Below are 20,688 nucleotides of genomic sequence, written 5' to 3'. Positions count from 1 at the left end.
GACGGAGTCGTACCGGAGCGCGGGAACAGGCGGGCGCAGGTCACCGCGCACGCGCGGGACCCGGTCGTGCGGGACGTACAAGGCCGGGAGGCGCACGCTGTCCGGAACCGCGGCTGGCGCATCTCCCGCGACCTGGCACTCTTAGTGGCGTGAGGGAGCGGAGCGAGCAAACGTTCAGGAACAGCGACGTCGTGACCGGGGAGGACGGGAGGGATCCCGACTCCGACCGGGTCCGGGAGGACACCACGCGCCGGCTGGAGCGGGCCATGGGCACGCTGGGCACGGCCGCCATGTCCCGCATGGACGACCGGCTGATGTGGTTCCGCGCCCTGTCGGCCGAGGACAGGTCCTGGGTCGGGCTGGTCGCCCAGGCCGGGATCGCCGCTTTCGTGGAGTGGTTCCAGCACGCCGGAGAGGGCCGCCCGACACCCAGCATCGAGTTCTTCGGCACCGCGCCCAGGGAGCTGAAGCGCTCCATCTCGCTGCAGCAGACCGTCGACATCGTGCGGGTCGTGGTCGAGGTGGTCGAGGCGCAGACCGGGGAGCTGGCGGCGCCCGGCGGGGAGGACCAGCTCCAGCAGGCGATGCTCCGCTACACCCGCGACGTCGCGTTCGCCGCCGCGCAGGTGTACGCGCGGGAGGCCGAGGCCCGCGGGGCCTGGGACGCGCGGCTGGAGGCGCTGATCGTGGACGCCCTGGTCAGGGGCGAGGTCGACGACGGCCTGCACTCGTGGGCCGCCGCGCTCGGCTGGACCTCCGCCCCCGTCGTGGTGCTGGCCGGGCAGACCCCGGACGACGACCCGCAGGCGGTCATCGACGCGCTGCGCGACCGGGGCCGCAGGTCGGGCCTGGACATGCTGGCCGGGGTGCAGGGCGACCGGCTGATCGTGATCGTGGGCGGGGCGGACAGCGTCGCCGCCGCGGCCAGGCACGTGGTGCCGCGCTTCGGCGCGGGCCCGATCGTGATCGGGCCCGAGGTCGCCGACCTGCACTCGGCCGCCAGCTCGGCGCGCGCGGCGATGGCCGGGCTGCGGGCCGCCGCGGGGTGGCCGGACGCGCCCAGACCGGTCCACGCCGAGGACCTGCTGGCCGAGCGGGCCATCGACGGAGACGGCGACGCCAGGGCGCAGCTGATCGAGAACGTCTATCTGCCGCTGATCGGCACGCCACTCCTCGACACCCTCGCGACCTACCTGGAGCAGGGCACGTCCCTGGAGGCGACGGCCCGCCTGCTGTTCGTCCATCCGAACACGGTGCGCTACCGTCTGCGTAAGATCACGGAGTTGACCGGCTACCAGCCGACCGAGGGGCGGTCCGCCTTCACCCTCCAGGTGGGGCTGATTCTCGGACGTCTGTCCGAAACACCGGTTGCTTAGAGCCCTTTACTTAACCTCCGCGAAACTCCCGCTGTGGGTTCCCTACAAAGAAGTGGGGACAAACTTCGTCTGGATCTCTATCCATGTATTGAACCTCTACAGGGCAGGCTGGATTTTGTGCTCGTCATCGTCGCTCCGGGCCAGGGTGCCCAGACTCCAGGCTTTCTCAGTCCATGGCTCGAACTACCGGGCGTGGCCGATCGGCTGACCGCTTGGTCGACGCTGATCGGCCTTGATCTGATCGCCTACGGAACCACCGCCGACGCGGACGAGATCCGTGACACCGCCGTCGCGCAGCCACTCCTCGTAGCCGCCGGGCTGGCCGTCGCCGAGGTGCTCGGCGCCTCTCCCGACATCGTCGCCGGGCACAGCGTGGGCGAGTTCACGGCCGCCGCGCTGGCCGGGGTGCTCACCCCCGAACAGGCCCTCGGCCTCGTCCGCGAGCGCGGCCAGGCCATGGCCAAGGCCGCGACGATCACCGAGACCGGCATGTCCGCGGTCCTCGGCGGCGTCGAGGAGGAGGTCCTCGCGGCCATCGCCGACAAGGGGCTCACCCCCGCCAACGTCAACGGCGCCGGGCAGATCGTGATCGGCGGCACGCTGGAGCAGTTGGCGGTCTTCAAGGCCGAGCCTCCCGGGCGGGTCCGGGTGATCCCGCTGTCGGTCGCCGGAGCGTTCCACACCGAGCACATGGCCTCCGCGGTCAGCCGCCTGCGCGAGGCCACCGCGACCCTCAGCCCGGCCGACCCTGCCGTCACGCTGCTGTCCAACAGCGACGGCGCGGTGGTCACGAGCGGCGCCGAGTTCATGGAGCGCCTGGTCACCCAGGTCGCCAACCCGGTGCGCTGGGACGCCTGCATGGCCACGATGGCCGAGCGAGGCGTCACCACGATGATCGAACTTGTCCCCGGCGGCACGCTCACCGGCCTGGCCAAGCGTGCTCTGCGCGGGGTGACGACCGTCGCCCTGAAGACCCCCGACGACCTGGAGGCCGCGCGAGCCGCCCTTGCGTCGAATGAGGAGCGGTGATCGACGAATGAAGACCTCACAGGGCGCGCCGGGCGCGAAGATCCTGGCCTTCGGCCACTACCAGCCTTCCAACGTGGTCACCAACGACGACCTGTCGGCGACCATGGAGACCAACGACGCCTGGATCCAGAGCCGCGTCGGCATCAAGGAGCGCCGGATCGCCCCGGACAACGAGTCCGAGATCGACCTGGCCGTGCAGGCGGGCGGCAAGGCCCTCGCCGCGAGCGGCCTGTCGGTCTCCGACATCGACCTGGTGATCGTCGCCACCTGCACGCTGGAGACGCAGATCCCCAACGCCGCCGGCCGGGTGGCCACGCGGCTGGGCATCGACGCGCCCGGCGCGTTCGACGTCAACACCGCCTGCTCGGGCTTCTGCTACGCGCTCGCGGTCGCCAACGACGCGATCCGCGCGGGCTCGGCCACCAACGTGCTCGTCGTCGGCACCGAGAAGCTCTCCCAGTGGATCGACTGGACCGACCGGGCCACCGCGGTGATCTTCGCCGACGGCGCGGGCGCCGCCGTCGTCGGTCCCTCCGACACGCCGGGCATCGGTCCCGTGGTGTGGGGCAGCGCCGGTGACAAGTTCGACGCGATCATCATCAAGGACCGCGACTCCTTCCTGCACCAGGAGGGCCAGACCGTGTTCCGCTGGGCGACCACCGCGCTTCACCCCGTCGCCAAGGAGATCTGCGACCGTGCCGGGGTGGACCCGGCCGACCTCGCGGCCTTCGTACCCCACCAGGCCAACCTCCGCATCATCGAGGCGATCGCCCGCAAGCTCGGCGCGGACAACGCCGTCATCGCCAAGGACATCGTCCTGGCGGGCAACACCTCCGCCGCCTCGATCCCCCTGGCCCTGTCCCGGATGATCGAGCGCGGCGAGGTCCAGTCGGGCGGGCTCGCCCTGCTGCTGGGCTTCGGCGCAGGCCTGACCTACGCGGGCCAGGTCATCGAGATCCCCTGAAGCTTCCGCGCGGCCCCGCCGCACGGGAAACCGAAAGAAACACGATTCCAAGGAGAACACGCGACATGGCTCTGACCGAGCAGGAGATCCTCGCCGGCGTCGGCAAGATCATCAATGAGATCACCGGGATCCCGGCCACCGAGGTCACCCCGGAGAAGAGCTTCGTCGACGACCTCGACATCGACTCGCTGTCCATGGTCGAGATCGCCGTCGCCGCTCAGGACGAGTTCGGCGTCGAGATCCCGGACGACCAGCTCAAGCACCTCAAGACCGTCAAGGACGTCATCAACTTCATCCAGAACTGAGACGTTCCGGCTTTCCCCCCTGACCAGTTCGACCAGCGATTCACAAGGAGCGCAGCAGTGAGTACAGGCCAGGCACGCGTCGTCGTCACCGGGCTCGGCGCGACCACGCCCCTCGGTGGAGACGTCGCCTCGACCTGGTCGGCGCTCCTCGCCGGTCAGTCGGGGGTCAGCGATATCACCGCCGACTGGGTGGACTCCGTCCCGGTGAAGTTCGCCGCCTTCGCAGCCGTTGACCCGACCGAGGTACTGCCCCGGCCGGAGTCACGGCGGCTGGACCGGGCCGAGCAGTTCGCCCTGGTCGCGGCCCGCGAGGCGTGGGCGCACGCGGCGATCGACAAGGTCGACCCCGAGCGGCTCGGCGTCGTCGTGGGCAGCGGTATCGGGGGCATCACCACGATCCTCGCCGCCTACGACACCTTCAAGGAGAGGGGCTGGCAGCGGCTCTCACCGTTCACCGTCCCCATGCTGATGCCGAACGGCTCGGCGGGCTGGATCGGCATCGAGGTCGGCGCGCGCGCCGGCGTCCACGCCACGGTGAGCGCCTGTGCCACCGGCGCCGAGTCGATCGGGTACGCCATCGAGATGATCCGCTCCGGCCGGGCCGACGTGGTCGTGGCCGGCGGCACCGAGGCGGCCATCCATCCCCTGAACATCGGGTCCTTCGCCGCCATGCGCGCCATGTCCACCCGTAACGACGAGCCGCAGCGCGCCTCCAGGCCGTGGGACAAGGGCCGTGACGGCTTCGTCCTCGGCGAGGGCGCCGGCATCCTCGTACTGGAGTCCGAGGAGCACGCCCGCGCGCGCGGCGCCACGATCTACGCCGTGGCCGCCGGTGTCGGCTACTCGGCCGACGCCCATCACATCGCGCAGCCCGAGCCGACCGGCGCCGGGGTCATGCTGGCCATGCGCCGCGTCCTGGAGAACGCCGGCCTCACGGGCGCCGACATCAAGCACGTGAACGCGCACGCCACCTCCACCCCCGCGGGCGACGTGGTGGAGACGATGGCCATCAAGAACGTCATCGGCGACCACCCGCTCGTCAGCGGCACCAAGTCGATGACCGGTCACCTGCTCGGTGGCGCCGGGGGCATCGAGTCCGTCTTCACCGTCCTGGCCCTGCACGAGCGGCGCGCACCTGGAACGATCAACGTGGACGACCTCGACGACGGCATCGAGGTCGACATCGTGCGCGGCGAGTCGCGTGCCCTGCCCGACGGCCAGATCGCCGCGATCAACAACTCCTTCGGGTTCGGCGGGCACGACGTCGCCGTGGCCTTCACCAGCATCTGACAAGGAGCTCGTGATGACTGTGCTCGACAAGAGGGTGGTGGGCGAGGACTCCGAACAGGAGCCCCTTGATCCCCGCGATCCCCAGGCCCGTCTCTCCGCCCTGCTCGACGAGGGCTCGCTGCGCCTGATCTCGCCGGTCGACCGCAGCGGCATCCTCGCCGCGATGGGCCGTGTGGAGGGCGTGCCGGTCGTCACGTTCGTCAGCGACGCCCGCGTCCAGGGCGGTGCGATGGGCAGCGAGGGATGCGAGCACATCGTGCACGCCTACGACATCGCGGTCCGCGAGCGGGTTCCCATCATCGGCGTCTGGCACTCCGGCGGCGCCCGCCTCGCCGAGGGCGTGGAGTCGCTGCACGCGGTCGGCCGCGTCTTCGCCGCGATGACCCGCGCCTCCGGCGTGGTCCCGCAGCTGTCCGTGGTCGTCGGTCCCGCCGCCGGCGGCGCCGCGTACGGGCCGGCGCTGACCGACATCGTGATCCTGGCCGACGAGGGCCGCATCTTCGTCACCGGCCCCGACGTGGTCCGCAGCGTCACCGGCGAGCAGATCGACATGGCCGCCCTGGGCGGTCCCGAGCCGCACAGCAAGCGCAGCGGCGTCGTCCACGTGGTCACCAAGACCGAGACGGACGCCTACGTGCAGGCCCGCCGCCTGGCGGTGCTCCTCGGCCACCAGGGCCGGGTGCGCACCGAGGTCGAGGAGGTCGACTTCTCCAACCTGCTGCCCGACAACGTGCGCCGCGCCTACGACGTGAAGCCGCTCGTCACGGGCCTGCTCGACGAGCCGGGTGTGGAGCTGCACGCCAAGTGGGCTCCCAACATCGTCACCACCCTGGGCCGTCTCGGGGGCCGGACCGTGGGTGTGGTGGCCAACAACCCGATGCGCCTGGGCGGCTGCCTCGACTCCGCCTCGGCGGAGAAGGCCGCACGGTTCGTCCGGATGTGTGATGCCTTCGGGGTGCCACTGGTCGTCCTGGTCGACGTCCCCGGCTACCTGCCGGGCGTCGGGCAGGAGCACGACGGCGTGGTCCGCCGCGGCGCCAAGCTCCTGCACGCCTTCGCCGAGGCCTCCGTGCCGCGGATCACGTTGGTGACCAGGAAGGCGTACGGCGGCGCCTACATCGCCATGAACTCCCGTTCGCTGGGGGCGACCAAGGTGTTCGGCTGGCCGACGACCCAGATCGCGGTCATGGGCGCGATCGCCGCGGTCCGCGTCCTCAAGCGCCGCGAGCTCGCCGCCGCCCCCGAGGAGGAGCGCGCCGCCCTGGAGACCAGGCTCGCCGAGGAGCACGAGATCCTCGCCGGCGGCCTCGACCGGGCCGTCGAGCTCGGCGTGATCGACGAGGTCATCAAGCCCGAGGAGACCCGGGGTGCCATCGCCAAGGTCCTGGCCCAGGCGACTCCCGCCAGGGGCGCCCACGGCAACATCCCCCTCTGACGTCCCCGCCCCGCGACGGTCGTTCGACGAGCCCCCACCGGTCCCGCCGGCGGGGGCTCGCCCGTTTTCCCGCCCCCTCGCGTCGAGGAGTCCTCCGCCCTTCCCCCGCGGAGGAAGGCACTCCACGCGGTGAGGGCGTCATCCCGGAGCGGGACGATCGTGGGAGCCCTCCGTACGAGGACCACGAAGCGCCACGCAAGGCCATGAAGGGGCACGAAAAACCACTAAAGGCGGCATAAAAGGGTGCGAAGGGCCGCGAGAGCCGTGAAGGACTGCGAGAGGCCATAGGCGCGTCACCGGAGGCCGCCTCGTCTCCGGGCGGAACGGCCGCCGGGCACGTTCCAAACCCGTGTCCGGGGCGGCCGTCCCCCACGAGAAAGCGGGCGGACCCGCGGGACACGCCCGATCAGACGGCGGCGTGCAGCCAGCGGACCGGAGCGCCCTCGCCCGCGTAGCGGAACGACTCGAGCTCGGCGTCCCACTGCCTGCCCAGCAGGCGGTCGAGCTCCTCCTCCAGCACCACGCGGCCCTGGCGGGCCATCAGCATGGCGGAGCGCAGCCGGTCCTCCGGGATCAGGATGTCGCCGTTGGCCCCGACCACGGCCGTGAAGGCGCCGAGGGAGGGGGTGTAGGCGTGCCGGGTCCCGTCGGCACCCGGCGAGGCGTCCTCGGTGATCTCGAAGCGGATCCGCTGCCAGCCCATCAGCGACGAGGTGATGGCCGCCGCGGTACCGACACGGGCCTCCCACTCGGCCTGCGCGCGCACGTGACCGGGCGCGGCGGGCTGCGGAGTCCAGGTCAGGTCTACGGGCACGCCAAGGACACCTGCGACCGCCCATTCAATATGAGGGCACAGCGCAGGCTGAGCTGAGTGGACGTAAAGCACGCCACGAGCAGACACCGGACCTCCCGTTTCGTACGAGGTGCGCCTTCCCCAACGGCCTCGTACCAGGATGATCACAAGTGACTGAAGGAGAGACTACCGTCGGTTGTGACGTCGCACCAGAGGGGGGTCATACCGAGATGTTGCGCCGCGGGCACTTGGCCAGGGCATCCTCGGGAATGAAGAAAACCCCACGAACTGGTGACCGCCCCCGGAGGACCAGATGCATACCGGTATCGAACGGGTCGAACCCATTCCAGGCTCGCCCACCCTGATCAGGAAAGGCCAGATGCTGACCGACGCCTCGGGCCTCGCGGCCACCGCCCGCTGGGCCGACGCCGTCACCGAGAGCGGGGGAATCTACCGGGTGCGGCTCTCGCCGGGCGTGGACGTCTGCGACCTGGTGGCGTCGGTGCGGGCGCGGGGCGGGCGCGCCTCCCCCAACCACGTCATGACGGGCCAGCCGCTCTACTTCGGGGGCCCGGCCTCCCGGCCCTTCCCCCGTGCCGCCCTCCCGGTGCCCGAGCCCGCCCCGGCCGGGCGCGCGGCGAGCGCCGTGACGGTGGCGCTGGCCGACACCGGCCTGGCGGAGCACCCGTGGTGGCAGGAGAGCCCGTGGTTCCTGGAACGGGGCCGAGACGCCGCCGAGGTGCCCGACGCGGACGGCGACGGCGAGCTGGACCTCCAGGCGGGGCACGGCACCTTCATCGCCGGGCTGGTCCTGCGGGCGGCCCCGACGGCGCGGCTGCGGCCGATCCGGGTGCTGGACGGCCACGGCGTCGGGGACGAGGCCGGCCTGCTGCACGTGCTGGAGCGGCTGCGGGCCGACCCGCCCCGGGTGCTCAACCTGTCCTTCGGCGGGCACACCTTCGACGACCACCCCTCCCCGCTCCTGGAGACCGCCCTGGAAGGGCTGGCCGGCACGGTCACGGTGGCCTGCGCGGGCAACACCGCCTCCGACCGCCCCTTCTGGCCCGCCGCGGCGCCAGGGGTGATCGCCGTCGGAGCGCTGGACACGGGCGGGGAGGCGAGGGCCCCGTTCTCGGCGTACGGCCCGTGGGTGGACGCGTGCGCCCGCGGCGAGTGGCTGTCCAGCACCTTCCTCGAACACGGGGCGTTCCACGGCTACGCGCGCTGGAGCGGGACCTCCTTCGCCACCGCCCTGGTGAGCGGGGCGATCGCCGCGGCGTGCGCGGAACTCCCCTCCCAGGAGGCCGTGAGGCACGTCCTCGACCCGGCGAGGACCAGGAGGATCCCCGATTTGGGAGTCGCCGTGCCCACGCCCGGCTAAAGTCTCACCCAAAGTATTCGCAAGAACACGCGGAGTGCTCTCCGCGGCCCCGGAGGTGCCGGTGAGCGACCAGCACACGATCGACGCCGTCCCGGTGGACGACCAGGCGGCCTGGGACGCGCTGGTCACCCGTTTCACGGGGCTGCTGTGGTCGGCCGTGCGCGCCTACGACCTGAGCCCGGCCGACGCCGCCGACGCGGTGCAGGGCACCTGGCTGCGGCTGCTGGAGAGCCTGCACACCATCCGCGACCCCGGCAGGATCGGCCCCTGGCTGTTCACCACCGCCAAACGCGAGGCGTCCCTCCTGAGCCGGCGGCACCGGGGCGAGCGGCTGGTCGCCGATCCCGCGGACGCCGAGCACGCGCGGCTCGCCCCGGCCGGCGCCGGGCACGCCCACTCCGATCCCGCGCTGGCCGTGCTGAGCGCCGACGAGGGCCGCCGCCTGTGGCAGGCCGTCGACGAGATGCACGAGCCGTGCCGATCGCTGTTCCGGCTGATGGCCGCGGCCCCCGACGCGGGCGTCCACCAGCTGGCCGGGCGCCTGGGCATGCCCAGCGGCAGCTACGGCCCCACCCGGGGCCGCTGCCTGAACCGACTTCGCACCCTGCTCACCGCCCGGGAGGCGACACCGTGACGCGACATCCGACGGCGATCGACGACGAGTCCCTGATAGCCGCGCTCCGCATGGCCTCGGGGAGCGACCCGGTGCCCGCGCGGGTGACCGCCGCCGCCCGCGCGGCCTTCGGCCTGCGGCTGCCCGACGCCACCGCGGCCCGCCCGGTGTCCACGCCCGTGCCGCGAGGTGTCCGGTCCGCCGAGGAGCCCCGGCTGCTGAGGTTCACCGCCGCCGACCTCACGGTGGAGCTGGAGGTCACCTCCCTGGACGGCCTGGTCGACCTGGCGGGCCAGATCTCCCCCTGCCCCGAGGAGGGCACGCTGGTCGAGATCCGCACCCTGCACCTCACCGAGTCACGCGCGCTGTCCCCGACGGGCCAGTTCGCCGTCACCGGCCTGCCGCCGGGCTGGTTCAGCGTGGTGTGCCACCCGCCCGGGGGCTCCCCCGTGGTCACCAGCTGGACCCGGATCCGCCCGTAGGTGACCTCCGACGAGGCGCTCGCCTCCGCCGAGCACGCGGTCGACCTGTCGGGCAGCGATCCGGCCCGCGCCCTCGCTCTCGCCCGCACCGTACTGGCCTCGCTTCCCGCGTCCTGCCGGGAGGTGGCCGGGGCCGATCGAGCGGGATCCCCGGACGACGGCGACGCGGGCGGCGCTCCGGACGGAGGTGCCCGCGAAGGCGACCCTGGCGGCGTCGCGACGGCGGGCCGGGTCGCGGGGTGCGGGCACTGCGAGGCCGAGGCGGTGGCGTACCGGGCGCTGGCGGTGGCGGCGCGCGAGCTGGGCGACCTGCCGTTCGCCGAGGAGCGGCTGCGCCGGGCGGTGCGGATCGCGCTCTCTGCGGGGCTGCCGCACCGGGCGGCCCAGGCGCGGCTGTCGCTGGTCCACGTCCGCACGGAGCTGGGTCACCCGGAGCAGGCGCTGGCCCTGGCCGCGGACGCCGAGCCCGGCCTGACCCCGGCCGAGGTGGGCAAGCTCGGCGTGCACCGGGCCGTGGCCCTGGCACGGCTCGGCCGCTACCGCGAGGCCGTCGACCACTGCGACCGGGCCGTGCCCGTCCTCGGCGGCGACGCCAGGTTCCTGGCCGGAGCGATGCTGAACCGCGGGCTCGCCCGGGTGTTCCTCGGGGAGTTCGAGGCGGCGGAGGCCGACCTGAGCCGGTGCGCGGAGCTGGCGAGGGACGCGGGTCTGGAGCACGTTCTCGCGCTCGCCGAGGGCAACCTGCCGTTCCTGGCCGCGCGGCGCGGTGACCTGCCCGCCGCGTTCGACGCCTACCGGCGCGCCGAGGGCACCCTGATCGGCTACCCGGAGCGGCTGGCGACGATGCGCTGCGACCTGGCCGAGGCCCTGGTCGCCGCCCATCTTCCCGGCGAGGCTCGGGTGCTGCTGGAGATGGCGGTTCCCGAGCTGGCGGCGGCGGGCGCGGGGACGGCCCTGGCCGAGGCGCTCCTCCTGCTCGCCAGGGTCGAGCTGCGCACCGGTGATCCGCGCCGCGCCCGGGAGAGCGCGGAGCCGGCCGCCCGCGAGCTGGCCGCGCAGGGCCGGACGGTCCTGGCGCCGGTCGCCGACGAGATCCTCCTGCGGGCCCGGCTCGCGCTGGACCCGCCCTCGGCGGAACTGCCCGCGACGATGCTCTCGTGCGCCGATGCTCTCGACGCCGCCGGGCACGGGGACACCTCGGCGGCGCTCAGGCTCACCGCCGCCGAGGTGTCGCTCGGGCTGGGTGATCGGCCGTCCGCCGAGGAGCAGCTGGCCCTTCTCGCCCGCCCAGGCCGCGGGGTGGTCGCCCTGCAGGCGACGGCGCTGCTGCGGTCCCTGGCGGGAGACCGGAAGGGGGCGTTCGCCGCGGTGCTGGCCGGCCTGGCGGAGGTGGGCGCCGGGACGAGGACGTTCGAGGATCCGGCGATACGCGCGCACGCCGCCAGGGCGGGTGAGCCACTGGCCGGGTTCGGGCTGGCCCTGGCCATGCGGACCGGGCGGGGCCGCACGGTCCTGGCCTGGGCCGAGCGGTGGCGGGCGGTCACCGGGGGCGCCGGCCTGCCGCTCGCGCCCGGCCTGGCCGCGCTGCGCGCGGCGCTCGGGGAGTCGATCCTGGTGGAGTTCGTCCGCCACGAGGGCGATCTGGTCGCCGTCGCGGTCACCCGGGAGCGGGTGACGCTGCGCCGCCTCGGCCCGTTCCCCGCCGTCGCCGAGGCCACCGTCCGGCTCCGGTACGGGCTGCGCAGGACCCACCTGCTCGACGGGAGGGCCCCCGAGCCCGGCGCGGAGGCCGCGGAGCTGGAGCGGCTCCTCTTCGGCCCGCTGCGTCACCGGCTGGGCGACCGGCCGCTGGTGATCGTGCCGACGGGGACGCTGCACACCCTGCCCTGGCAGCTGCTGCCGATGAACGCCGACCGGCCGGTGACCGTGGCGGCCAGCGCCGCCGCCTGGCTGGCCGGGCGGCGGGTGCCGGCCGTACGGGACGGGAGGGCCGCGGCGGTGCCGGTGGCGGTGGCGGGACCGGGGCTGCGGTGCGCGGAGGCCGAGGCCCGCATGGTCGGAGAGTGCCACCGGGGGACGCGGCGGGTGGCGGCGCGGCGAGCGGAGGTGATGGCGGCGCTGGAGCGGGCCGACGTGGCCCACCTGGCCGCGCACGGGATGTTCTCCCCGCGCAGCCCGCTGCTGTCGAGCATCGACCTCGACGACGGCCCGCTGATGGCGTACGACCTGCTGCGGCTGCGCACCCCGCCCGGGTTGGTGGTGCTGTCGGCGTGCGACGCGGGGATGGCGCACGCCCCCGCGGACGGGGCGCCCCTGGGGCTGGCGGGCACGTTCCTGTCGCTGGGGACGCGGTGCGTGGTGGCCAGCCTGGTGCCGGTGCGCGACGAGGAGACGCTGACGCTGATGACCGCCTTCCACGGGGCGCTGGCCGCCGGTGACCCGCCCGCGCGAGCGCTGGCCGTCGCGAGCGGGAAGACCGGCGTGGCGGGCTTCGCCTGTTTCGGCTGCGGGGATCAGCCACTGGCGACCGGCCGCTGAGGACCTGCAGCCCGGAGCGGTCAGCCGGTGGCGACCGGCCACGAGGGGCCGGTCGTCCGGGACGGCCGGCCGGTCACGGCCGACCGCGAGGGGCCGATCGCGAGCCGATCAGCCGGGACGGTCGGCCAGGGCGTCCGGGACGGTCAGCCGGTGGCGACCGGTCGCGAGGGGTCGGTCACCCAGTCCGACCACGACCCGACGTAGAGCGCGGCCGGGATGCCGGCCACCTCCAGGGCCAGCACCTCGTGCGCGGCCGTCACGCCGGACCCGCAGTAGGCGCCGGCCTCCACGCCGGGGACGACGCCCAAAGTGTTGAAGCGTTCGCGCAGGAAGTCGGGCTGGTGGAAGCGGCCGGAGGGGTCGACGTTCTCGCCGGTGGGGGCGCTGACCGCGCCGGGGATGTGCCCGGCGACCGGGTCGATCGGCTCGACCTCGCCCCGGTAGCGCTCGGCGGCGCGGGCGTCGAGCAGCACCCCGTCGGCGGCGAGCTCGCCGGCCCGCGCGGCGTCGAGCAGCGGCATGCCGCCCGGCCGCGCCTCGAAGTCGCCGGGCTCGGGGTCGCGCTCCTCGGTGGAGACCGGCAGGCCCTCGGAGACCCAGGCGCGCAGGCCGCCGTCGAGGACCCGCACGTCGGGGTGGCCGAAGTAGCACAGGAGCCACCAGGCACGGGCGGCGGCCGCGGTGGAGTCGGCCCCGTCGTAGACGACGACGGTCCGGGAGCCGGACACGCCGAGCCGGCGCATCGCCTCCTGGAACGCCCCGGCGGAGGGCAGCGGGTGGCGGCCTCCCTCGCCCCCCGGCCCGGCGTGGGCCGTCAGGTCGGTCTCCAGGTCGCAGAAGACGGCGCCGGGGATGTGCCCCTCGCGGTAGGAGTCGATCCCGGCCGGTCCCGTGGGCAGGACGACGAGCTTCCAGCGCACGTCGAGGACGCTCGCTCCGGCCAGGCCCGCCAGCTCGGCGGGAGTGATCAGCGGGCTCACCGGGTGCTTACCTCCAGAAGGGGAACGTACTGCTCGGCGGGTGTCAGCGAGCCGTGGCAGCCGAGGAACCCCGCCTCGTGCGGCTCGGCGACCGAGGCGACGATAGCGCAGTCGGTGTACGGGACGGCGAGGACGTCGCCGATCCTGGGCAGCCATTTCCGGCGGACCTTCGGCCCGAACCAGCCCGACTCGACCGCCTCCTCCCGGGACGCCACCCAGGCCTTTCCCTCAAGGACGGCGCGCCAGGTGTCGAGGACCGCCGCCGAGGCGCCGGGGGCGGTGTAGAGGTGGCGGACCCTGCTCTCCCCTCCGAGCAGGGCGACGCCCTCGCGCAGCGCGGGGAGGGAGTCGACGTCGACGCGGTCGGTGACGTTGACCATGCCGTGGTCGGCGGTGACGTACATCGCCGAGTTCGGCGGGAGCGTTTCGGCCAGTCGCTCGGCCATCCGGTCGACCAGGGCGAGCTGGTCGAGCCAGGTCGAGGAGCCCCAGCCGGTGACGTGGCCGGCGGAGTCGAGATCGCCGTAGTAGACCGAGACGTGGGCCCGGGGTTCGGCCAGCGCGTGGCGGACCCCGGCGATCCGGTCGTCGACCTCGTCGGCCCCGACGAAGCTCACGCCCCGGTAGACGGCCTTGTTGAAACCGGTGGTCTCGAACTTGGCCGGGCCGACGTAGCTGACCGGGACGCCGGCCGCCGCCGCGCGCTCGTAGACGGTCGGGGCCGGCTGCCACTCGCCGGGCTCGACGAGGGGGCCCGGGGCGGTCCAGCGCAGGCAGTTGAGCAGGTAACCGGCGCCGGGCACGGCGAGCTGGTAGCCGAGCATGCCGTGCTCGCCCGGCGGTATGCCGGTGCCGAGGGAGCTCAGGCTGGTCACGGTCGTGGCGGGAAAGCCCGCAGTGAGCACCCCGCCGGGCAGGGAGGACAGGAACGGCGCCACGCCGGGGTGGGCGCGGAGCAGCTCGGCGCCCATGCCGTCGACGAGGAACAGCAGGACCCGCCCGGCCGGGGCGAGACCCAGCGGGTTGTCGCCGTCCACCCCGACCGCGGCGAGCAGCGAGGAGGACAGGTCCGCGAGCGAGGCCGCCCCGTACGCGGGAACGAGGGGGTTCATGAGGCGGTGCGAGCGGTGGCCTCCGACAGTGCCTTGGCGAAGGCCAGCACGTGGGAGACGGCCTCGGGCCCGTCGGCCGCCTCGCTCACCCGCAGGGAGAGGTCGTCGGCCGTGATGGCGCCGGTGTATCCGTGGTCGGCCTCGCAGTTCTCGTCACCGCAGGTGGCCGGCTCCAGGTCGACGTGGGAGATGGCTCCCCAGCCGATGGTGAGCGTGACCTCCGTGGGCGGCACTCCCGGCACGTAGGAGGCGGGGTCGGGGACGACCCGGGTGACCGCGACCGACTGGATCCGGCTGAGGCGCACGGCCTCGGTGGTCGTGGAGGCGTGGGACGCCGACACCCCCTCCACCGGAGGGTGCTCGTCGGTGTGGCAGACGAGCAGCCTGGTGGGTGAGAGCACCAGCACGGTGACGTGCCTGCGCACCTCCATGGCCGGGTCGAAGGTGGCCTCGTGGTGCACGACGTAGGCGCCCACCTGCTCCTTGCCGAGCGCGGACTCGACCGCGTCGGCGACCAAGTCGGGATAGTAGCCACTGCGGTCGATGGCGTCGCGCAGGCCGGCGGACGAGAGTCGGGTTTCCCTCATGGGTCCATCCTGCCCTGTCCGGGGCGACGCTTTCACCGGGAGCGCGTGCGCTTCGGCCGGCGGTGCAAATCGTGATGCGGTCCGTCATCGTCTTCTTCCGGCCGTGAAAACGTCATCGAGGGTGGTCCGGGAGCCGCCGGGAGCCCTTTCCGGCCAGTGGTTTTACCCTCTGATCGGTTTGGCGCGATCCCTTCGGGGTTACCGGGAGCAGTGGAGGGTGGCGTGCGGGTACCCGCCCCGAACAGGGGTAACGGGCGATTCCGCGCATTTCCCGCCTTGTTTCACATATCTGGGAATGCTTTCACCGCTCCCGAATCGGAAACGGTGAATCCCTACCGGAATCGGGGGCGAAGAATATGGCCGGTGAAGGTCCGGATTCGGCGGGACGAGCCGGGGCGGAGCAGCCGGATTCTGCGGGACGAGACAGACCGGAGCGACCGCGTTCAGCGGAACGGGCCGGGCCGGGGCGGCCTGATTCACCGGGACGAACCGGGCCGGAGCGATCGGACCCGGCGGAACGGGCCGGGCCAGGGCGGGGGGTTCCGGCGTGGCGGATCGGCCTCTCGCGCCTCGCCGCGGCCGTCCCTGTGACCGTCGTGACGGTCGCCATGACGACCGCGGCCACGACCGCCGTGGGCCCGCCCACCTCCGGGGCGGACTACCCCGGCGACCTGATCCTCACCACGGTTCACGACGGCCCGTTCGAGGCGGGGGGCACCGGCACGTTCTCCATCGACGTCACCGCGAGCCCGGAATCCGCGGGGATCACGGATCCGACCGAGGTCACCTACTACTTCCCCTCGGGCCTGACCCCGGTAAGCGCCTCCGGCACGGGCTGGAGATGCCGGATCACGGCGAGGATCGTCGACTGCGACACGCGTGGCCTGGTCGCTCCCGGCTTCCAGCTTCCCCGGATCACGGTCGGCGTGGCCGTGTCACGGACCGCCTCGGGGACGCTGACCGCGTCCGGCAGGGCCGTCCACGCCGTGCGGGACGTCCAGGACGTGATCGACCCGGCCACGGAGACCGGCACGGGGACCCGCATGGAGACCGGCCCCGCGCCCGCCACCGTCGCCAGCACGGTCCAGATCGTCCCCGCGACCCGGCGGACAGGTTAGGAGGTTTCGTTTGGACCATCGGGCGGACCAGAGAAGGATCCCGCGCGGGGAGCCTGCCGAAGGAGGCCGGCGACCGTGACGGGCCGGCCTGAAAGAGGCCGGCGCGTGACGAGCGGGGCAACGTCCCGGCGGCGGCCCTGAACGTCGTCCGGGGCTCCTGTCGCGAAGAGGCGGGGGGAAGCGTGTCACATCTTGCCGAGCCGTTCCGTCAGATAGATGTGACCACCGGCAACGACAAGGAGTGCACCGTGGATGCCCGCTTGAACCTTCTCGGCAGCCCGATCGCCGCCAAGGCCCTGAAACACATCATCTCCGCGAACAAAGTGGTCGTGGACTCGACGCTGCCCGCCGCGACGCAGGAACTGGTGAAGATCCGCGCCAGCCAGATCAACGGCTGCGGCTTCTGCACCGACATGCACACCAAGGACGCCGCGCACGCCGGAGAGACCTCGACACGCCTCAACCTCGTCGCGGCCTGGCGGGAGGCCAAGGTGTTCACCGACGCCGAGCGCGCCGCCCTGGACCTGACGGAGCAGGGCACCCGCATCGCCGACGCGGCCGGTGGTGTCACGGACGAGGCCTGGGCGAACGCCGCCAAGCACTACGACGAGGACCAGCTCGCCGCCCTGGTGTCGCTCATCGCCGTCATCAACGCCTTCAACCGCGTGAACGTCATCGTCCGGCATCCCGCCGGCGACTACCGGCCCGGCCAGTTCGGATAGCGGAAACGTCGGCCGTCCCCGCTCTCAGGGCACGCGCGGGCGGGTCGTCGCCTTCGGGAAGGCGGGCGCGTCCCGGCCGGGACGCGACGGCTCGATCCGCGCCCACCGCGCGCCGGTCGACGGCGCCCCCGGGCCGACGACCCGATGATCCGCGCCGAACGGCCTAGCCGAGGCGCCGGGGACCGCCGTCGGGACGCGGGCCCTCGTGGCTGCGGAGCACGGCGCGGGCACCCAACACGATCACCCCGGACTCCCCCACCAGCACCGGGTCGAGGGTGAGCCGCGCCACCTCGGGAAGATCGTCCGCCAGCCGCCCGAGCCGGATCAACAGCTCCTCCAGGGCCTCGACGGCGACCGGCTGGTAACCGTACTCGCCGAGGAGAAGGGGCGCGGCGCGCGGTGACCTCACCAGCGCCGCGGCGTCCTCGCGGGTCAGCGGGGCCAGACGGTACGCCTCGTCGCGCAGCAGCCGCGCGGTGATCTCGCCGAGCCCGAAGGAGACCACCGCGCCGAACGCGGGGTCGTCCATCACACCGGCCACGGTCGGCACCGCGGGCTGCGGGGCCATGCGCTGCACCGCGAGCACGGCGTCCGGTTCGAGCTGGCGCGTCAGGTCGGCGTAGGCGTCGCGCACCCCGTCGGGACCGGACAGCCCGAGACGTACGGTCCCGGCGCGCTTGGCCGCCTCGGGGCCCGCCGCCTTCAGCACGACCGGCCAGCCGAGCCTCGTCGCCGCCTCGACGGCCTCCTCCGGTGACTCCACCGTCTCCGACGGCCAGACCTCCACCCCGTAGTGGGCGAGCAGTTGCGAGGCGTCGATCTCGGCCGGGGTCTCCCCGAGCGTCGCGAGCACGAGGTCCCGTGCGGCGCCGGTGTCGACGCCCTCGATCTCCTCGGCCTGTCCCGCGGGCTGCTCCAGCCAGCGCGCGTGCCGCACGACGTGGGCGAGCGCGCGGACCGCCTCCTCCGGCGCCGCGTACGAGGGGATGGAGCCCCTCTCGGGTACGGCGCCGACCCGCAGCTCGTCGAGCATGCCGATCTTGCCCTCGAAGGTGGCCAGCACCGGCTTGCCGCAGTCGCGGGAGGCGCGCAGCAGCTCGGCGGCGACCTCCGCCCCGTCGCCCGGGATGGGCGGCATGTAGATGGCGACCACGGCGTCCACGTCAGGGATCACCGAGGCCAGGGCCGCGCCGAACTCCCGCGCGCAGGCCCGCGCGCCGAGGTTGACGGGCGGCCGGGGCTCCAGGCCCACCCGCACGCAGGCGTCGGCCGCGAGCAGCGCCATCGCGTCGGAGTTGCTGACCAGCCCGACCCTGGGCCCGGCGGGCAGCGGCTGGTAGGCCAGCAGCTGCGCCACGTCGAACTGCTGGATCAGGTCGTCGACCCTGATCACCCCCGCCTGCTCGAACAGCGCGCTCAGCGCGGTGTCGGGCAGGCCGAGCACGGGCGCGGCGTGGCCGGTGGGCACGTCCTGGGTGGTGCCGCCGCTCTTGACGACCACGATCGGCTTGCGGCGCGAGATGCGCCGCGCGAGGCGGGCGAACTTGCGGGGGTTTCCCAGCGACTCCAGGTAGAGCAGGATCACGTCGGTCCGCGGGTCCTCCTCCCAGTACTGGAGCAGGTCGTTGCCCGACACGTCGGCGCGGTTGCCCGCCGAGACGAACGAGGAGATGCCCATGCCGCGCTGGGCCACCCGCTGCAGCAGCGCGGTGCCCAGGGCGCCCGACTGGCTGAAGAATCCGACCCGGCCGATCCCGGGGAGGGTCGCGGCGAGCGTGGCGTTCAGCCGTACCGCGGGGTCGGTGTTGGCGATGCCGAGGCAGTTGGGGCCGACGACCCGCAGGCCGTACGCGCGGGCGATGCGCGCCAGCTCGTCCTGCCTGGCCCGGCCCTCGGGGCCGGTCTCGCCGAACCCCGAGGAGACCACGATCAGCCCGCGCACGCCCTTCTCCGCGCACTCCTTGACCACGTCGATCACCCCGTCGGCGGGTACGGCGAGCACGGCGAGGTCCACCTCGCCGTCGATGGCCGTCACGCTCGGGTAGGCCCGCACCCCCGCGACGGCCCGCGCCTCGCGGTGCACGGGATAGACCGGCCCGGTGAAGTCGGCGCCGAGCAGGTTGCGCAGGACGGTCTGGCCGACGCCGCCCGGTTCGCGGCCCGCCCCCACGACCGCCACCGACCCCGGTGAGAGCAACCGCTCGATGGAGCGGGACTCGGCGCGGTGCTCGCGGGAGGCGGTCACCTCCTGGGCGGTCTCGGTCGGGGTGAGGTCGAGGGTCATCCTGACCACGCCGTCGGCGAAGCGGCTCTGCGCGGTGTAGCCGACCTGCTTGAGCACCGCCATCATCTTCTGGTTGGCGGGCAGGACGTCGGCGACGAAGCGGGCGATCCCCTTCTCCCTGGCGGTGGCGGCCAGGTGTTCGAGGAGTACGGAGGCGACCCCCCGGCCCTGGTGCGCGTCCTCGACGAGGAAGGCGACCTCCGCCTCGCCGGGCTCGATCCGGTCGTAGCGGATGACCGCCACCATCTCGGTGCCGATCGTGGCGATCAATGCCACACGGCTCTCGTAGTCGACGTTGGTGAACCAGGTGATCTCCCGCTCCGACAGCCGCGGCCGGGGACCGAAGAAGCGGAAGTAGATCGACTCGTCGGACAGCCGGCCGTAGAAGGAACGCAGCCGGTCGGCGTCGGCGGGCCGAATCGGGCGTACATGGGCGGTGCCGCCGTCCGACAGGACGACGTCCGCCTCCCAGTGAGCGGGATACTGAGCAGCCTCCACAGTCCCGAGAGTAGACGCGAATCTCACATGACAGACCACCTGGACGAATTCACGCAACGCTTGTGCATCGACTATGGTCCGGTGTCCGGTCAAGACCCCATACGCTGGCCGGAAGCTGTTAAGTTTTTCGCGGTTAGAGGCACGACCAGAGGTATGGCTTGAAGCATGTCTAGAGGCACGTCGGCATCGAAGGCAGCAAGGTGGTGACATCATGACGCGGGTGGTCGTGGTGGGCGATCTCATGACCGACGCGGTCGCGCGGGCTCGCTACCCGCTGGCCCGGGCCAGCGACACACCGGCGATCGTCACCATGCACGGCGGTGGTTCGGGTGCCAACATCGCCTCCTGGCTAGCCGTCGAGGGCACGGAGGTCGCCTTCATCGGGCGGCGCGGCGCCGACATCACGGGCCGCAACCGCGACATGGAGCTGATGGGCTACGGCGTCGACGCCCGCCTCGTCATGGATCCCGAGCGCCCGACCGGCACCTGCGTGGTGCTCGTCACCCACAAGGGCGAGCGCACGATGCTGTCCGACCCCGGAGCCAACGCGGCGCTGTCCCCCGAGGACCTGCCCCGCGACCTGTTCTCCCAGGGCGGGCACCTGCACCTGTCCGGCTACACCCTGATCAACGAGGGGTCCCGCGACGCCGGCATGGCCGCCCTGGAGATGGCCCGCCGCTCGGGGATGTCCGTCTCGGTCGACTGCTCCTCCTCCGCGCCCCTGGAGCGCACCGGCGCCGAGCCCTTCCTGGAGTGGACGCAGAGCGCCAAGCTGCTGTTCGCCAACGTCGACCAGGCGAAGGTCCTGACCGGCCGCGACGACCCGGCCGCCGCCGCCAAGGTCCTCACCGCCTGGTTCCCGCAGGTCGTCGTCAAGCTCCGCGACGAGGGCGCGCTCTGGTACTCCAACAACCGCCCCGACCCGATCAGAGTCCCCGCCGAGACCGTGGAGCGCGTGGTCGACGGCACCGGTGCCGGTGACGCCTTCACCGCGGGCTTCCTTCCCGCCTGGCTGGGCGGCAAGCCCCCGGCCGAGGCCCTCGCCTCCGGTTGCCACCTGGCCTCCCGGGCCATCTCCCACCTGGGCGCGCGTCCCCGCCTCTGATCCTCCTCCCCCGGGACGTGCTCCAGGATTCTCCGCCCCGGCCGGTGATCGAATACTGTGGCCGGACCACGTTCGC

Annotated in this window: 18 protein-coding genes; 13 read left to right on the top strand and 5 right to left on the bottom strand. The window is 73.2% G+C overall.

Translation table 11 applies throughout. The features are described from left to right. Nucleotides 1-266 precede the first annotated feature (266 nt). From ACSDR0_RS33635 to ACSDR0_RS33610, 6 genes are all read left to right on the top strand, one after another. Nucleotides 267-1,376, top strand: a complete 1,110-nt coding sequence (locus tag ACSDR0_RS33635) for a PucR family transcriptional regulator (protein WP_435292974.1) — start codon at nucleotides 267-269, stop codon at nucleotides 1,374-1,376. 117 nt (nucleotides 1,377-1,493) lie between these two features. Beyond that, nucleotides 1,494-2,405, top strand: coding sequence for an ACP S-malonyltransferase (locus tag ACSDR0_RS33630; protein ID WP_435292954.1), 912 nt, complete (start codon nucleotides 1,494-1,496; stop codon nucleotides 2,403-2,405). A 7-nt stretch (nucleotides 2,406-2,412) separates the two neighbouring features. Then, nucleotides 2,413-3,369 (top strand): beta-ketoacyl-ACP synthase III, encoded by a 957-nt coding sequence (locus tag ACSDR0_RS33625; protein ID WP_435292953.1) that lies wholly within the window; start codon nucleotides 2,413-2,415, stop codon nucleotides 3,367-3,369. A gap of 65 nt (nucleotides 3,370-3,434) precedes the next feature. Next, a complete protein-coding gene (locus tag ACSDR0_RS33620; protein WP_329084217.1) occupies nucleotides 3,435-3,674 on the top strand; it encodes an acyl carrier protein in 240 nt (79 codons plus the stop codon). A 57-nt stretch (nucleotides 3,675-3,731) separates the two neighbouring features. Beyond that, nucleotides 3,732-4,964 carry a beta-ketoacyl-ACP synthase II gene (gene fabF / locus ACSDR0_RS33615; RefSeq protein WP_435292952.1) on the top strand — a complete coding sequence of 411 codons (1,233 nt, stop codon included), beginning with the start codon at nucleotides 3,732-3,734 and terminating at the stop codon, nucleotides 4,962-4,964. A 13-nt stretch (nucleotides 4,965-4,977) separates the two neighbouring features. Then, complete coding sequence (locus ACSDR0_RS33610) at nucleotides 4,978-6,399, top strand: acyl-CoA carboxylase subunit beta (protein ID WP_435292951.1); 1,422 nt, start codon at nucleotides 4,978-4,980, stop codon at nucleotides 6,397-6,399. Nucleotides 6,400-6,805: 406 nt separating this feature from the next. Here ACSDR0_RS33610 and ACSDR0_RS33605 read toward each other — a convergent pair whose 3' ends face one another. Continuing rightward, on the bottom strand, nucleotides 6,806-7,300 hold the full coding sequence (locus ACSDR0_RS33605) for a DUF3145 domain-containing protein (protein ID WP_386264422.1): 495 nt from the start codon (nucleotides 7,298-7,300) through the stop codon (nucleotides 6,806-6,808). 205 nt (nucleotides 7,301-7,505) lie between these two features. On the opposite strand from ACSDR0_RS33605, the gene ACSDR0_RS33600 reads away from it, so the two are divergent. The 4 genes from ACSDR0_RS33600 to ACSDR0_RS33585 all read left to right on the top strand — a co-directional run bounded on the left by ACSDR0_RS33600 (nucleotide 7,506) and on the right by ACSDR0_RS33585 (nucleotide 12,206). Then, nucleotides 7,506-8,573, top strand: coding sequence for a S8 family peptidase (locus tag ACSDR0_RS33600; RefSeq protein WP_435292950.1), 1,068 nt, complete (start codon nucleotides 7,506-7,508; stop codon nucleotides 8,571-8,573). 61 nt (nucleotides 8,574-8,634) lie between these two features. Next, nucleotides 8,635-9,207, top strand: a complete 573-nt coding sequence (locus ACSDR0_RS33595; protein WP_435292949.1) for an RNA polymerase sigma factor — start codon at nucleotides 8,635-8,637, stop codon at nucleotides 9,205-9,207. Further along, complete coding sequence (locus ACSDR0_RS33590) at nucleotides 9,204-9,668, top strand: hypothetical protein (protein WP_435292948.1); 465 nt, start codon at nucleotides 9,204-9,206, stop codon at nucleotides 9,666-9,668. Before ACSDR0_RS33595 ends, ACSDR0_RS33590 begins: the two co-directional genes overlap by 4 nt. Continuing rightward, the gene (locus ACSDR0_RS33585) at nucleotides 9,669-12,206 is read left to right on the top strand and encodes a CHAT domain-containing protein (protein WP_435292947.1); all 2,538 of its coding nucleotides are present in this window, start codon (nucleotides 9,669-9,671) and stop codon (nucleotides 12,204-12,206) included. A gap of 143 nt (nucleotides 12,207-12,349) precedes the next feature. Here ACSDR0_RS33585 and ACSDR0_RS33580 read toward each other — a convergent pair whose 3' ends face one another. From ACSDR0_RS33580 to ACSDR0_RS33570, 3 genes are read right to left on the bottom strand one after another with little or no spacing between them, the layout of a single operon-like run. Continuing rightward, nucleotides 12,350-13,186 carry a sulfurtransferase gene (locus tag ACSDR0_RS33580; RefSeq protein WP_435292946.1) on the bottom strand — a complete coding sequence of 279 codons (837 nt, stop codon included), beginning with the start codon at nucleotides 13,184-13,186 and terminating at the stop codon, nucleotides 12,350-12,352. After that, entirely contained in the window at nucleotides 13,183-14,298 is a 1,116-nt protein-coding gene (locus tag ACSDR0_RS33575; protein ID WP_435292945.1) for an alkaline phosphatase family protein, read from the bottom strand. The genes ACSDR0_RS33580 and ACSDR0_RS33575 overlap by 4 nt, the downstream gene beginning before the upstream one ends. Further along, entirely contained in the window at nucleotides 14,295-14,885 is a 591-nt protein-coding gene (locus ACSDR0_RS33570) for a DUF5998 family protein (protein ID WP_350925792.1), read from the bottom strand. Before ACSDR0_RS33570 ends, ACSDR0_RS33575 begins: the two co-directional genes overlap by 4 nt. A 596-nt stretch (nucleotides 14,886-15,481) precedes the next feature. Here ACSDR0_RS33570 and ACSDR0_RS33565 point away from each other — a divergent pair. After that, entirely contained in the window at nucleotides 15,482-16,003 is a 522-nt protein-coding gene (locus tag ACSDR0_RS33565) for a hypothetical protein (protein ID WP_435292944.1), read from the top strand. 248 nt (nucleotides 16,004-16,251) lie between these two features. Continuing rightward, nucleotides 16,252-16,725: a carboxymuconolactone decarboxylase family protein gene (locus ACSDR0_RS33560; RefSeq protein WP_435292943.1), complete on the top strand. Its 474-nt coding sequence runs from the start codon at nucleotides 16,252-16,254 to the stop codon at nucleotides 16,723-16,725. Between the two features lie 163 nt (nucleotides 16,726-16,888). On the opposite strand, the gene ACSDR0_RS33555 is transcribed toward ACSDR0_RS33560, so the two are convergent. Beyond that, entirely contained in the window at nucleotides 16,889-19,507 is a 2,619-nt protein-coding gene (locus tag ACSDR0_RS33555; RefSeq protein WP_435292942.1) for a bifunctional acetate--CoA ligase family protein/GNAT family N-acetyltransferase, read from the bottom strand. 211 nt (nucleotides 19,508-19,718) lie between these two features. Between ACSDR0_RS33555 and ACSDR0_RS33550 the strand changes: the two genes are divergently transcribed. Further along, a complete protein-coding gene (locus ACSDR0_RS33550; protein ID WP_435292941.1) occupies nucleotides 19,719-20,612 on the top strand; it encodes a carbohydrate kinase family protein in 894 nt (297 codons plus the stop codon). Nucleotides 20,613-20,688 lie beyond the last annotated feature (76 nt).

Origin of the sequence: Streptosporangium sp. G11 (assembly GCF_051192615.1) — a bacterium.
GTDB lineage: Bacteria > Actinomycetota > Actinomycetes > Streptosporangiales > Streptosporangiaceae > Streptosporangium.
The sequence above is the reverse complement of the archived record's forward strand: the minus strand, read 5'-3'. Positions and strand labels throughout refer to the sequence as shown.

Excerpts from the sequence above, each read along its gene's own strand:
- ACSDR0_RS33600 (WP_435292950.1), top strand. The coding sequence starts at position 7,506 with ATGCATACCGGTATCGAACGGGTCGAACCCATTCCAGGCTCGCCCACC.
- ACSDR0_RS33625 (WP_435292953.1), top strand. The coding sequence starts at position 2,413 with ATGAAGACCTCACAGGGCGCGCCGGGCGCGAAGATCCTGGCCTTCGGC.
- ACSDR0_RS33610 (WP_435292951.1), top strand. The coding sequence starts at position 4,978 with ATGACTGTGCTCGACAAGAGGGTGGTGGGCGAGGACTCCGAACAGGAG.
- ACSDR0_RS33620 (WP_329084217.1), top strand. The coding sequence starts at position 3,435 with ATGGCTCTGACCGAGCAGGAGATCCTCGCCGGCGTCGGCAAGATCATC.
- ACSDR0_RS33550 (WP_435292941.1), top strand. The coding sequence starts at position 19,719 with ATGACGCGGGTGGTCGTGGTGGGCGATCTCATGACCGACGCGGTCGCG.
- ACSDR0_RS33635 (WP_435292974.1), top strand. The coding sequence starts at position 267 with ATGGGCACGCTGGGCACGGCCGCCATGTCCCGCATGGACGACCGGCTG.
- ACSDR0_RS33570 (WP_350925792.1), bottom strand. The coding sequence starts at position 14,885 with ATGAGGGAAACCCGACTCTCGTCCGCCGGCCTGCGCGACGCCATCGAC.
- ACSDR0_RS33575 (WP_435292945.1), bottom strand. The coding sequence starts at position 14,298 with ATGAACCCCCTCGTTCCCGCGTACGGGGCGGCCTCGCTCGCGGACCTG.